Below are 13,832 nucleotides of genomic sequence, written 5' to 3' on the forward strand. Positions count from 1 at the left end.
CATACCGATCGGTCTCCAATTCGTCTGCGGCGGTGGATACCGCGGCGAAAATGTCCGATTTCGTGCCAAGCTGTCAGCCATGGTGACCCGCATTCCCGAGACCCCGCGCCTGGTGAACACGGCCGAGCAGGCGGTATGGGAGGCATTGCTGGGCCAACTCGGCGACGGCGACCTGGTGGTGGCGAACCAGCGCGTCACCGACCGGCAGAAGGACCACGAGATCGACTTCGTCGTCGCCATCGAGGGGCAGGGCATCGTCTGCCTCGAGGTCAAGGGTGGCGAGATCTGGCACGACGGGACGAACTGGCTCCAGGACCGGCGCGGTCGGCCCACCCCGATCCACCCGGTACGGCAGGTCCGCGAATCGTGCTACGCGCTCCGCAGATTCGTCGAGGACGACCCGCGCTGGAGCCAGGGCCGGCTGCACTGGGACCACATGGTGGTCTTCCCGAACTCCGAGATCGGTGACGACTTCGCGTTGCCGGACTGCCCGCGCTGGAAGGTGGTCGACCGGTCTCAACTGGACCAGCTCGTGTCCAGGATGTGGAAGGTGTTGGTGGGCAACGAGATGGACCGGCCGGGGCTGACACCGCTCGGGGTGGAGCAGCTCGCCGACGCGCTTGCGGGCCGCGGACTTCCCCAGCGCGATGTGGTTTCCCGGGCGATCGCCCACGAGGAGGCGGCGAACGCGCTGTCCGCGGAGCAGGCCACGATTCTTCGCGCGACGGCGCTGCTCAATCGCGTCGAGGTGCGGGGCGGCGCGGGTAGCGGCAAGACGTTCCTCGCCGTCGAGCAGGCCCGGCGGCTGGCGAAGTCGGGGCAGCGGGTGGCGCTCATCTGCTACTCGCACGGCCTCGCCTCGTACCTCGGGCGCCTCGCGGAGACCTGGCCGCGGCGCGAGCGTCCGGCGTACGTCGGCGAGTTCCACGCGCTGGGCCAGCTGTGGGGCGCGCCCGAGGGGCCGGACGAATCCCTCCGCACCGCGGACACCGTCCGGTTCTGGGAGCAGGAACTGCCGCGCACCATGGCCGAACTCGCGGCGGCCCTGCCTCCCGGACAGCGGTTCGACTCGGTGGTGATCGACGAGGCGCAGGACTTCGCGGACGCCTGGTGGCAGCCCATCCTCGCGGCGCTCGAGGACGACGAGTCCGGCGGGATCTACGTCTTCAGCGACGAGGGGCAGCGGGTGTTCGACCGGCAGGGCGTTCCCCCGGTCCAGCTGGTGCCGCTGGTGCTCGACCACAACCTGCGCAACACCAGACAGATCGCGGGCGCGTTCGTCCCGCTCGTCGGGCAGCGGATGCGGTTGCTCGGCGGGGAGGGCCCGGAGGTGCGGTTCGTGCCGTGCTCGGCGGCGGACGCGCTGGCGGTCGCGGACGACCAGGTGGACCTCCTCCTGGACGACGGCTGGCGTCCCGAGGATCTGGCGCTGCTCGCCACCGGCAGCAGGCACCCCGAGCAGGTGGGCCGGCAGCGGGAGGGCAACGAGGCCTACTGGAAGAGCTTCTGGGACACCGAGCAGGTGTTCTACGGCCACGTCCTCGGGTTCAAGGGGCTCGAACGTGCGGCGGTGGTGTTGGCGGTGAACGAGGAAGTGGCACAGGAGCGTTCGAGGGAACGGCTGTACGTCGGGCTGTCCCGTGCGCGCGACCAGCTGGTGGTGTGCGGCGAACCGGCGCTGATCCGCGAGGTCGGTGGCGAGGAGCTGGCCCGCCGGCTGGGCCTCTAGGAGAGGGAGCGGGCCGTCACGCCCGGCGAATTTCTGGGACAGTGGTGGTCTGGGGCGCGGTGGCGGCGACCCGGAACAACGGGAGGGCGCGATGTCGGATGGCGTGCAGGGCCGTGGCGGCGAGACGGCCGCGCAGCGGCGTGAGCGCATCTCGCGGCAGGTTCGGCGGTGGTGCGAGCAGGCGCGAATCGAGGGCGGCCCCCGCGAGCTCTCCGACGACGCCGCGGTGCTGATCGCGGCCGGGTACCTCGACGAGCCCACCCGGCAGGTGCTGACCAACCGACGCCGCGCCGGTCGCGGTGTCCCCACGATCCTCGGGTTCACGCAGTTGCGCCTGCTGACCGACGAGCAGACGCGTCTCGAGCAGCGCGCGGCGCAGTCGCGTCCGGGTGCCGCCTCGCTGGTGGCCGGGTACCGCGCGACGGAACTGGCCCGCCGCCTGCAGGCCGCGCGGTCTGCCGTGGTGATGTCCGGGTCGCACTACGCGAGCGGTGTGCGGGCCATCCGCCGGGACCGGCGCGACGGCATGCACCTCGAGCCGGCGCAGCGGGAGGCCCTGTTCGTGGCGTTGCAACGCACCCCCGCGCCGCTGCCCGGCGAGCGTCGCCCGGTCGAGCAGGTGCTGGGCGCCGCGTTCGGCGCGGCGGCCGACCGGATCGCGGCGCGGTCGGAGGGGACGGCACTGGCCGCGGCGAGCAAGCGGGCCGCGCAGGTGCTGGGGGCCGCATCGGACCCGGACGGCGAGCGGTTCGTGGACCCCGTCGATGCACTGCTGTTCCTGGCCGGCACGCTCTTCGACCGGATCGAGGGGTCCGCGGCCTGGCATTCCGAGCACTTCGCCGTCCAGCGGGTGCAACTGGACCTGGCCGAGGAACTGACGCAGATCGCGGTGGACGCCGTCGCGCTGCGGGGGATCGGTGCCGAGCTGGCGGTGGCCCTGCGCTCGGCCCGCGTCGAGGCCGCCCGGGATCAGATCCAGGCCAGGCAGCGGGCGCTCGAACCCGTCTGGGACCAGCTGGTGGAGCGGGTGGCGGCGTTGGCCCGGATCGGCGACCTGCTGGGCCAGGCCGAGGACCAGTTGCGGTCGATGGCGGCGGTGGAGCGGACCCTGAGCCTGGACTCCCGGATCGACGACCTCATCGCCCGGTCCGGGAACCGGGAGCTGTCCGCGCAGAACACCCACCACGTCGGGGACCAGTTCGGCGAGGTCGAGGCGTTGATGCTCGGCTACCAGGACGTGCTCTACGGCGACATCCTGGCGTTGACCACCCGGTCGCGGCCCGGCGGAGGTTCGGCGTAGCCGTCAGTCCTGCGCGCCGACCAGACGCAGGGCAAGTTCCGAGTACAGGTCGGCGACGGCCTCGGGTTCGGTGATGCCGCCGCTGGGGAACCAGCGGCACACGTCCACGCACAGCGAGTTGATCGCCAGGGTGACGCCCTCGACGTCGGGCACCACGAAGCTGCCGTCCTCCGCGCCGGCCCGCACGATGCGCTTGACGATTCGGCTGATGTCGCGGCGCAGGCCGATGACCGTGCGGTAGTGCTCCGGCGAGAGTGCGGTCAGTTCGTACTGGACCACCCGTCCGCGGGCATGGTGGGTGGCGTGCCAGCCGCTGAACGCGCCCACCACCGACCGCAGCCGGACCGCGGCCGAATCGTCCGCGTGGTCGGCGGCGGTCAGCACTTCCACGCACCGGACGTGGCCCTCGTAGGTGATCGCGTAGAGCAGTTCTTCCTTGGACTTGTAGTGCGGGTACATGGCGGCGGGGCTGAGGCCCAGGCGGGCGGCGATGTCGCGGGTGGTGGTGCCGCCGTAGCCCTTCTCGGCGAACGCCTCGATCGCGGCGGCCCGAATGCGCGCGGCGGCCTTGGAGGTGCTCAGCACGCCGTCGTCCAGCGTCGTCATCGATGCCTCCCGTTCTCGCTCGTGTCCGGTGTGCGGCTCCTTGACAACGCCCATCGGTCCGGTCAGTATAAGCATGCGCTTAGATTATGAGCGAACGCTTATTTTCTGACGGGCTGGACCCGTAACCGGTTCCTCGGGCCCAGGTAAGCCCGGCCCTCGATCTGACACAGAAGGCACACCATGAACCTGAAACTCACCGACGAGGAACTGGCGTTCCGCGACGAGATGCGGACGTTCTTCACCACCCAGGTCCCCGCGGAGGTTCGCGAGCGGACCCTCGCGGGCACGCTGACCAGCGAGGACTTCGTCACCGCCCAGCAGGCGCTCAATGCCGCCGGACTCGCGGTGCCGAACTGGCCGACCGAGTGGGGCGGCCGGGACTGGACTCCCGTGCAGCACCACATCTGGCTCGACGAGATGCAGCTCGCCTCGGTGCCGGACCCGCTGGCCTTCAACGCCAACATGGTCGGCCCGGTGATCGCGGCCTTCGGTTCGCAGGAGCAGAAGGAGAAGTTCCTCCCCCCGACCGCCAACCTCGACATCTGGTGGTGCCAGGGCTTCTCCGAGCCCGAGGCCGGCTCGGACCTGGCCTCGCTCAAGACCAGTGCGGTCCGCGACGGCGACGACTACATCGTCAACGGCCAGAAGACCTGGACCACGTTGGCCCAGCATGCCGACTGGATCTTCTGCCTGGTGCGCACCGACCCCAACGCGCCCAAGCGGCAGGCCGGCATCTCCTTCCTGCTGATCGACATGAAGACGCCGGGTGTCACGGTCCGCCCGATCAAGCTGATCGACGGCGGCTACGAGGTCAACGAGGTGTGGTTCGAGGACGTCCGCGTCCCCGCCGAGAACCTCGTCGGCGAGGAGAACGCCGGCTGGGGCTACGCGAAGTTCCTGCTCGGCAACGAGCGCACCGGCGTCACCCGGGTGGGGGCGTCGAAGGTGCGCCTCGCGCAGGCCAAGGAACTGGCCGCGCAGACCAAGATCGGGGAGGGCACCCTCCTCGAGGACCCGCTGTTCGCCGCCCGCCTCGCCGAGTTGGAGAACGAGCTGGTCGCGCTCGAGCTCACCCAGCTGCGCGTCGTTGCCGGTTCCGCCGACGGCAAGCCGAACCCGGCGTCGTCGTTGCTCAAGCTTCGTGGCTCCGAGCTGCAGCAGGCCGCCACCGAGATCCTGATGGACGTGGCCGGCCCGGACTCGCTGCCCTTCGAGGCGGCCGACATCGCCTCGCCGGCCTGGGCGCAGCACGCCACCCCGACCTTCCTGAACTACCGCAAGGTATCCATCTACAGCGGATCGAGCGAGGTGCAGCGCACCATCATCGCCTCCTCGATCCTCGGATTGTGAGGCGCAGCCATGGATTTCGAACTCAATGACGAACAGGGCATGCTGCGCGACACGACCCGTGAGCTGCTGAGCCGCAGTTACGACGCCGAGAAGCGCAACGCCGTCGTCGCCACCGACCTCGGCTGGAGCCAGGACGTGTGGAAGAACTTCGCCGAGATCGGCCTGCTCGGGCTGCCGTTCGCCGAGGCGGACGGCGGAATGGGTGCCGGACCGGTCGAGACGATGGCCGTGATGAACGAGATCGGCCGCTCGCTGGCGCCGGAACCGTACCTCGACGCGGTGCTCGTCCCCGGCGGGTTGATCGCCGAGGTCGGTTCCGCCGAGCAGCGGGCCGCAGTCCTGCCGACGCTGAGCGAGGGCGGCATCCTGCTCGCGTTCGCGCACGACGAGCCGGGTACCCGCTGGCCGGCGGCGGCCGTCAGCACCACGGCGACCCCGAAGGGCGACGGCTGGATCCTCAACGGCCGCAAGAACCCGGTGCTGCACGGCGACTGCGCCGACATCCTCGTGGTGAGCGCGGCCCTGCCGGACGGCGGCGTCGGCCTGTTCCTGGTCAACGTCGACGCGGACGGCGTCACCCGGACCAACTACGCCACCCACGACGGACTGCGCGGCGCGCAGGTCGACCTCGTGGAGGCGCCGGCCAAGGCGCTCGGCGACGGGAGCGACGCGTCGGCGGCCATCACCGCGGCGCAGGTCCGCGCCCAGGCCGCACTGTGCGCGGAGGCCGTCGGAGCCATGTCCGAGGCCCTGCGTCTGACCACCGAATACCTCAAGCAGCGCAAGCAGTTCGGGGTCCCGCTGGCCAAGTTCCAGACGCTGACCCAGCGCGCCGCCGACATGTACGTTCGGCTCGAGCTGGCCAGCAGCATGAGCCTGTACGCGACGATGTCGCTGGCCGACGGGGTCGTCGACCCGATCGTCGCCTCGCGGGCCAAGCTCCAGATCGGCCGCGTGGCGCGGGAGATCGGCGCCGAGGCGATCCAGATGCACGGCGGTATCGGAATGACGGCTGAATACCCGGTCGGACACTACGTCTCGCGTCTGATCGCCATCGACCACACGCTGGGCAGCGCCGACGACCACCTGAGGGTGCTCGCCGGACAGGTCGCGAGCTACGACAAGGTCGACATCTCGTAACTGCTCGACTCGTCGGTACCGGAGTACCGAGCCAGGCCCCGCCGACCAGCACGGTCGGCGGGGCCTCACGTTTTGGTCCGCCTCGCCCCGTCGCGCCTCCGCCGATCTCCGCCCGAACGGCCCTATCCTCTTTACGGAAACTTTAGCGACGACTGGTACATCGAGAATTCACGTCAGGTGCACGCGGGTGGGCAACGCGAATTGCGGATTCTCGCGAAGGGAACATCCATGAACATCCGTGCGGGACTCAGGTTCCTCTGCCTGGGCGTGTTTCTCGTCGGGCTGGTGGGCGCCGGCGTGGCGATCTACAACCTCGACGCCGTGACGACGGTGCTCTCGCTGATCGTGGCGTCGGTGTCGGGGCTGTACCTGCTGAAGATGCGCGCCCAGGCGCAGGGCAGGCTGGACCGGTCCGCCTGAGCGTTCCCGGCGGGTACGCGACGGAAGGGGATGTCGTGGGGATGCTGTAGTCATGTCTGCGACCCCCGTCGAAATTCGTACCCCTCAGGAGTAGCGCCGTGCCGATCGCGCTGAACACGCTTCCCGCGACCGACCTAGCAGACGCGCCGTGGGTGGATCTGCTGCCCTGGCTCGACGAGTACGTGTCATCGCGTGCCGCCCTGCTCGAGCCGCTGGCGCCGTCACCGGACTGGTGGTTCAGCGAGACCCCGGTGTTCACCGCCGCGGAGGCCGACCTCGACGGGATCTTGAGCGAGCTGTCGAGGGTGTTCACCGCCCAGCATCCGGATCTCGAGTTCGCCACGGCCCTTCGTCCGTTGTCGGACTCGATCCCGGTGGCGGCCCTCGGGCTGGGCACCAGGGCGTCGGCGACGCTGCATCGGATGTCCGGTGACGGTTCGGTGGGCGACCTGTTGGGGAAGCGCGCCGCCGACCTGTTCGCGGTCCGCGGGACCGGGCCGGACACCGTGCACGAGATCGTCGGCGCGCTCCTGACGCTGGCGTTGGTCCGGGATCCGGCGGTGCTCGGCGCGCCGGACTCGGAACCGACCGAGCGGGAGCCGGTCCTGCGCCAGCTGGTGGAGGACCTGGCCCAGCTGGCGCAGTGGCGCCGGGTCCGAGGCGAGGCGGACGAGCCGCTCGTGCGGCTGGCGATCGAGGCGGATGCCCCCGAGCAGGTCCAGGAGATCGCGACCCGAATCGCCGCGCTCACCCCGGCGGACCTGCCGGTCACCGACATCGTCGCCGACCCGGTGGACGAGCTCGAGGAGGTCTTCGCGCAGCTGGACGAGCGCGAACGGGCCGTGCTGGGGCGCAGGTTCCTGGCGATCGAGCCCGCGACGCAGTCCGCGCTGGGTGCCCAGCTGGGACTGAGTGCGGGACGCGTCGGCCAGATCGAGGCGGCGCTCAAGGCGAAGCTGGCGCGGGCGTTCGGCTTCGGCACCGCGGTGGGCAACCTGCTGGCCAGCCTGCGGGTGGAGATCCAGCCGGTTGCGGCCATGACCCGGCTGCTCGCCCGCCACCCGGGAATCGAGCGGGTGGTCCCCAGCGTGGGGGTGCCGCTCTGGCTCGTGCTGGACCGGTTGGACGACTACTTCGAGGTCACCGACGGCTGGGCGGCCGCGCCGGGGGTCCGGGAGGCGAAGGCCCGCACGCTGTCGCTGCTCGAGGAGTTCGAGTCGGCCAACGGGGTGGTGGAGCTGGCCGTGATCGCCGACGCCGCCGGGCTGCCGTACGACGAGGTGGTCCAGTGGCTGGGCTGGTGCGGCGTGCACGTCCTCGGCGACCGCGCCCTGACCCGCACCCGCAATGCCGGCGACCACGCGGCGGGCATCCTCGAGGCGGCCGGCGCCGCGCTGACGGTCGACGAGATCGTCGACCGGATGGATCGAGACCGCAGTCCGCGCACGGTGTCCAGCGCACTGGCCGGCGACGATCGCCTGGTCCGGGCCGAGGACGGTGGCTGGAGCCTCGCGGAGTGGGGCACCGAGGAGTACGCCACCATCCGCCGACAGATCGCCCGGCTCATCGACGACCACGGCGGCCGCGTCGACCTCGCCGAGGTGGTGGCGGACATCGTCGCCCGGTTCCCCGTCTCGACGGCCAGCGTCCAGACCTACGCCGCGAGTGGCGATTTCGAGGTTTCCGGCGGGCAGGTGCGACGGCGTCGCCGACGCAGCGTCGAGTCGCGTCCGCCCGAGCAGACCCGCCGTTGCTACCGAGGCGACGGGGTGTGGCGCTACCGGCTCGGCGTGACGCGCGATCATCTGCGCGGCTCGGGCTTCCCGGTGCCGGCCGGCGTCGCGGCCCTGGCCGGGTGCGAGCACGGCCAGAGCGTCGAGCTGGTCAGCAGACTCGGTACCCAGACGATCCGGTGGACCGGCCTGCAGCCGACCAGCGGCACGATCCGCCGGTTCCTGGAGGACGGGTCCGTCGGCGAGGGCGCGGAGATCTTCCTCGAGTTCCGGACCGGCAACGGCTTCGACGTCGCGCTGGTCCGACGGGTCGACGCCGCCGCCCCGCCGCTGGCGCGGGCACTGGCACTGATCGGGCACGACGACCCGGAATCGTTGTCCGACAACGAGAGCGCCGCGGTGCTGGCCGAGGGGATCGGCCTGGCCGACGAGACCCGTCCGCGTCGGATCCTCAGCGCCTACCGGGCCCGTGGCGAGGACGAGGTGTCCGACCTGCTCGAGCAGGCCTGGGTGCGGCAGGCTCCGGCCGATGCCTGACGTCGCCGAGCCCGTCCTGGCGCCGGCCGACGCCGGCGACGAGGCCCGGGTCGTCGAGACCAGGTCGCTGCCACCGGACTCCTCGCTGATCTCCGCGCTGGGCCTGCACCACAGCCTGCCCACCGCGCTGGCGGACCTGGTCGACAACAGCGTCGATGCGGGTGCGGGAAACGTGCTGATCCGGTTCGTCCAGGACGGCACCCGGATCGTCGGGCTGGAGGTGGTCGACGACGGCAAGGGCATGGACGACGCGACGATCGACCTGGCGATGACCTACGCCCACACCCGGGACTACTCGGACACCGACCTGGGGCACTTCGGCCTCGGGCTCAAGGCCGCCTCGCTGAGTCAGGCCCGAGTGCTCACGGTGTGGTCCAAGGCCGCCGGATCGCCGGCCGTCGGACGAATGCTGGACGGGGACAACATCACCGACGACTACCGGGTGGCGGTGCTCGACACCGACCAGGCGCAGCGACGGTTCGCCGCGGTGGCGCCGCGATTCCCGCTGGCGACCGGGACGGTGGTCGAGTGGCGTGGGATCCACACCTTCCTGATGTCTTCGGACGCCGACGAGCAGACCAGCTGGCTCGAGCGGACCCTCGACGAGGTACGCAGTCACCTCGGCATCGTCGCGCACCGACTCATCGCGGACGGCCGCATCCGGATCACCCTGGACGTGTTCGACGTCCGCGCCGGCCGTCCCGGCGCCCTGCGCACCGTCGTGGCCGTGGATCCGTTCGGCTACGGGCGCTCCGGCGACCAGCGCTACCCGCGCGCACTCGACATCCCGCTCGGCTCGCCGCGGGCGGTCGCGCACCTGTGGCCCGCCCGTTCCGCCGCGCCCGAGTTCCGACTCGGCGGCGCACCGGGCCGCGATCTGCAGGGTCTGTACTTCTACCGCCGAGACCGGCTCCTGCAGATCGGCGGCTGGAACGGGCTCGTGCACGCGCGGCCGGACTTCGGGCTCGCCAGGATCGCGATCGACCTCGAGGGCGAGTTCGCCCGGCATGTGCGGATCAACCCCGAGAAGTCGGGGCTGACACTCGACGCCACGGCCGCGGCGGCGCTGGAACAGGCGATACTCGTCGACGGCGGTCGGGACGGGTCCGAGGCGGATGCGGCCGGGACGGGACTGCGCGGATACCTCGACGACGCGGTCGCGCTGGTGCGCGCGTCCCGGGTCGGCCAGCATCGGCCGGTGACCGTGGTGGAGCCGTCCGACGGGTTGCCGGAAGACGTCCTCGACGCGTATGCCGACGCGGTCGAGTTCAGCGCCGGGGCCGACCCGGTCGGGATCCGCTGGCGCTCGCTGGCCCGAGACCGGGTCTTCGAGGTCGACCTCGACAGTCGCACGCTCTGGCTCAATGCGCGCCACCGCACCGTGCTGGTCGGGCACCGCAGTCTCGACCCGATCGATGCACCGATGCTCAAGACCCTCTTCCATCTGCTGGTCAGCGACCTCTTCGAGGGGGTCCGGCTCAGCGCCCGAGACCACGAGCGGATGGGGGCGTGGCAGGGTGTCCTGCTCGCCGCGGTGACTGCGGAAGAGACGGCGCGGGCGGATCGACGAACGGGGGAGCGGTGAGCCAGGTCGTGTTCACGGCGGCGGCAAAGCAGGTGCAGGCGCTCGACGGGTTCGCACCCGAAAACCTCCTGGAACCGATCGGTTTCGCGGTCCGGTCCAGCTTTCCCGACGGGCTGACGGCCGCCGACCTCGTCGCGGTGCTCACCTCGGAGGACGCTCCACTGGTCCAGCGTGCGTTGCGCTCGCAGTTGCGTCGGTGGGACGCCGAGGAGGCCGAGGACTGGGCCGCCGGCACCGCGCCGCGGACACCGGAGCGCCGGGCCCGCGCCTACACGCTGCTCGGGGTTCCCGCCGAGTGGCACGCAGACCTCGACGCCGCCTACCCCGGCAGTGCCGGATCGGTGGTGATCGCCGCACCGCAGCCGTGGGACCCCTGGTACACGCCGGGCCTGCGTAGGGAACGCGACTTCTACTGGCGGGCCTACACCGGGGTGCTCGCCGCGAAGAACTGGGATCCCGACGTCGTCGACCGACTCGACGACGCGACCACCGAGGTGGTCAAGCGGTTGGCGGACCCGACGCGGGACGAGCCGTACCAGTCCAAGGGCCTGGTCGTCGGCTACGTCCAGAGCGGCAAGACCGCCAACTTCAGCGGGGTGGTCGCCAAGGCCGTCGACGCCGGCTACCGGCTGGTGATCGTGTTGACCGGCACCATCGAGATGCTGCGCAGCCAGACGCAGCGGCGTCTCGACATGGAACTGGTGGGACGGCAGAACATCGAGGCCGGCGTCGCCGACGACTACGCCGACGACGAGGACTGGCTCGCCGACAGGTTCCTGGTCCACGACGTGGACCCCAACAAGACCAACGACGTACCCGCCATCCGCAGGCTCACGACGTCGGACTTCGACTACAAGAGCCTGCTGGCCGGCCTGAGTGCGCTGCACTTCGAGTTCGCGGATCACACCCTGCCGCTGCATCACCCGACCAACCTGCACGGCAGCAACATTCGGCTCGCGGTGGTCAAGAAGAACAAGTCGACCCTCGAGAAGCTGGTGGCCGACCTGAAGCGGATCCCCACCGATCTCGCGCAGGTACCGACGCTCATCATCGACGACGAGGCCGACCAGGCGTCGGTGAACACTGTCAACCCCGGCAAGGCGAAGACCTCCGAGGACAAGGACCGCACCGCGATCAACCGGATGATCGCCGAGCTGCTGGGGATGCTGCCGCGGGCCCAGTACATCGGGTACACGGCCACTCCGTTCGCGAATGTCTTCGTGGACCCGGAGGATTCGCAGGACATCTTCCCCAAGGACTTCATCGTCAGCCTGGAGCGCCCGGGGCCGTACATGGGCGGCGCGGACTTCCATGACTTCGACACCGGCCTCGACGACGCAGACGGGCCCGCGCCCGGAGAACGCACGCCGGCGAACTCGAACGAACTGGCCTACGTCCGGGACCTGGTCGCCGGCTGGGACGAGGACCGCGAGCCGGAGATGACCCGGGCGGTGGACTCGTTCGTGCTCGCCGGTGCGGTCAAGCTGTTCCGGTCCTCCCGCGGTGCCGGGCCGTTCCGGCACCACACCATGCTCGTGCACGAGTCGGTCAAGCAGGCCGAACACGAGGTGCTCGCGCAGGAGTTCCGGGCGTTGTGGCGCACCGGCGGCTACAGCAGTGCGCAGGGACTGGCCCGGCTCGAGGCGTTGTGGCACAACGACTTCGCGGTGGTGTGCGCGGCGAGGGCCGGCCGGGGCGACGCGATCCCGGCCGCGTTCGACGAACTCGAGCCCTTCGTCGGGGCGGCGGTCGACAAGATCTCCGAGGGCGCCACCCCGGTGATCGTGGTGAACGGGGCGGCGGAGAAGGACTACGGGCAGGACGCGCTCGACTTCCAGTCCCGTGGGGTGTGGAAGATCCTGGTCGGCGGCACGAAACTCAGCCGCGGGTTCACCGTCGAGGGCCTGACCACCACCTACTACACCCGCCGGACCCTGCAGGCGGACACCCTGATGCAGATGGGTCGCTGGTTCGGCTTCCGCCCGGGGTACCGGGACCTGGTGCGGTTGTTCATCGGCCGCAACGTCAACGGGCCGGCGGGCAAGGTCTTCGACCTGTACGAGGCATTCGAGGCCATCGTCCGGGACGAGGAGGAGTTCCGCGCGGAACTCGCTCGGTTCTCCGGGCTCAACGAGGACGGGTATCCGATGGTGCGGCCGGAACACGTGCCGCCCATGGTGTTCCAGCAGTTGCCCTGGCTGCGGCCGACCAGCTCGAACAAGATGTACAACGCGGAGCTGGCCTACCGGGGGGTCGGCGGGGAGAGCTTCAGCTTCACCATGCAGCCGCCCCGCAAGGCGGACGTCAATCCCCGGCACTTCAAGGCCGTGCGACCGCTGCTGGAGGCGCTGGACGAGCTCGGCATCTTCCACTTCGCGGACAAGGACGGCAGGACCCGGCAGTTCGCGGCCCGGTACGGGGTGGTGACGGCCGAGCAGCTGCTCACCGCCGTCGACCAGTTCGTGTGGGACCCGAACTGGGACTTCACCCCGCACCGGGAGTCGTTGGTGCGCGCGATGGACGCCGGCACCCTCACCGAGTGGGCGGTGCTGTTGCCGCAGCCGAAGACCCGCACGCCGGTGCACGTCGAGGGGTGGGGCCCGCTGCCGATCGTGAACCGGCAGCGCCGCGAGCGTGACTACCGTCGCGGGTTCTCCGGCACCGCGGTCCGCGAGCGCGACGCGATCGAATCAATCGCCGGCAACACGGACAAGGACGGGGGCCCGCTGGCGCGGCAGTTGCACCGGCCGGCCCGCGGCGGCCTGCTGCTGATGTTCGCCAGCGATCCCGCCGATCGGCACCTCAAGCGGGCGGCGACGGGACCGATCGATCCGCAGGACCTCGCGACGCTGTTCTCCTATGCTCTGCCGCGGGCGGCGGAGCCGAAGGGCAGGGTCGGCTTCCGGGTCAAGAAGACCGGCGGCGCGATCGTCGACGCGTAGCTTCCACATTCCGAGGGACACGAAGATGACGAGGGGACGACGATGGCGCGCGCCATAGCGACTATCAATCTGAAGGGTGGCGTCGGGAAGTCGACGACCACCGTGGCGTTGGCAGAGTTCATGGCCGCGGAGTTCGGTCAGCGGGTGCTGGTGATCGACCTGGACCCACAGACGAACCTCACCACGATGATGATCGGGGAGCGGCGTTGGGAGGAACTCAACGCCGCGGGGCTCACCCTGGCGACGCTGTTCCGCAACGCCGTCGACCGCGATCCGGCCTTGCCTCAGTTCGACCTGGCCAAGACCGTGCAGCGCGGCGTCTCCTCGGTCAAGGCGGTGCACAGCGTGGACCTGCTGCCGTCCTCGCTGGACCTGATGGAGGTGCAGGAGGCGCTGAGCTTCGTGCAGTTCAACGACCCGTACTCGAACGCGCCGGTGGAGATCCTCCGCAACGCGGTCGCCGAGATCGCGGACTTCTACGACTACATCC

The 13,832-nt window shown here is 70.5% G+C and carries 10 protein-coding genes; 9 read left to right on the plus strand and 1 reads right to left on the minus strand.

Translation table 11 applies throughout. The annotated features are described in order from the left end of the window. The first annotated feature begins 79 nt into the window (after nucleotides 1–79). Both AC1DU4_RS13740 and AC1DU4_RS13745 read left to right on the plus strand, forming a co-directional pair. A complete protein-coding gene (locus AC1DU4_RS13740; protein WP_477840655.1) occupies nucleotides 80–1,729 on the plus strand; it encodes an NERD domain-containing protein in 1,650 nt (549 codons plus the stop codon). 91 nt (nucleotides 1,730–1,820) lie between these two features. Continuing rightward, nucleotides 1,821–3,029, plus strand: coding sequence for a hypothetical protein (locus tag AC1DU4_RS13745; RefSeq protein WP_477840657.1), 1,209 nt, complete (start codon nucleotides 1,821–1,823; stop codon nucleotides 3,027–3,029). 3 nt (nucleotides 3,030–3,032) lie between these two features. Here the strand turns inward: AC1DU4_RS13745 and AC1DU4_RS13750 are convergent, their stop codons facing one another. Continuing rightward, on the minus strand, nucleotides 3,033–3,635 hold the full coding sequence (locus AC1DU4_RS13750; RefSeq protein WP_477840679.1) for a TetR/AcrR family transcriptional regulator: 603 nt from the start codon (nucleotides 3,633–3,635) through the stop codon (nucleotides 3,033–3,035). 180 nt (nucleotides 3,636–3,815) lie between these two features. Here AC1DU4_RS13750 and AC1DU4_RS13755 point away from each other — a divergent pair, with 180 nt between their 5' ends. The 7 genes from AC1DU4_RS13755 to AC1DU4_RS13785 all read left to right on the plus strand — a co-directional run. Next, complete coding sequence (locus tag AC1DU4_RS13755) at nucleotides 3,816–4,985, plus strand: acyl-CoA dehydrogenase family protein (RefSeq protein WP_477840660.1); 1,170 nt, start codon at nucleotides 3,816–3,818, stop codon at nucleotides 4,983–4,985. 9 nt (nucleotides 4,986–4,994) lie between these two features. Continuing rightward, nucleotides 4,995–6,125, plus strand: coding sequence for an acyl-CoA dehydrogenase family protein (locus AC1DU4_RS13760; RefSeq protein ID WP_477840662.1), 1,131 nt, complete (start codon nucleotides 4,995–4,997; stop codon nucleotides 6,123–6,125). 228 nt (nucleotides 6,126–6,353) lie between these two features. Then, complete coding sequence (locus tag AC1DU4_RS13765; protein ID WP_477840664.1) at nucleotides 6,354–6,545, plus strand: hypothetical protein; 192 nt, start codon at nucleotides 6,354–6,356, stop codon at nucleotides 6,543–6,545. A 98-nt stretch (nucleotides 6,546–6,643) separates the two neighbouring features. Next, a complete protein-coding gene (locus AC1DU4_RS13770; protein WP_477840665.1) occupies nucleotides 6,644–8,815 on the plus strand; it encodes a sigma factor-like helix-turn-helix DNA-binding protein in 2,172 nt (723 codons plus the stop codon). Beyond that, on the plus strand, nucleotides 8,808–10,400 hold the full coding sequence (locus AC1DU4_RS13775) for an ATP-binding protein (RefSeq protein ID WP_477840667.1): 1,593 nt from the start codon (nucleotides 8,808–8,810) through the stop codon (nucleotides 10,398–10,400). The genes AC1DU4_RS13770 and AC1DU4_RS13775 overlap by 8 nt, the downstream gene beginning before the upstream one ends. Continuing rightward, nucleotides 10,397–13,342, plus strand: a complete 2,946-nt coding sequence (locus AC1DU4_RS13780; RefSeq protein WP_477840669.1) for a Z1 domain-containing protein — start codon at nucleotides 10,397–10,399, stop codon at nucleotides 13,340–13,342. The genes AC1DU4_RS13775 and AC1DU4_RS13780 overlap by 4 nt, the downstream gene beginning before the upstream one ends. 42 nt (nucleotides 13,343–13,384) lie before the next feature. Beyond that, nucleotides 13,385–13,832 (plus strand): ParA family protein (locus AC1DU4_RS13785; RefSeq protein WP_477840671.1); only part of this gene is annotated, 448 nt, incomplete at its 3' end.

This window comes from Rhodococcus sp. P4_F5, assembly GCF_056401315.1.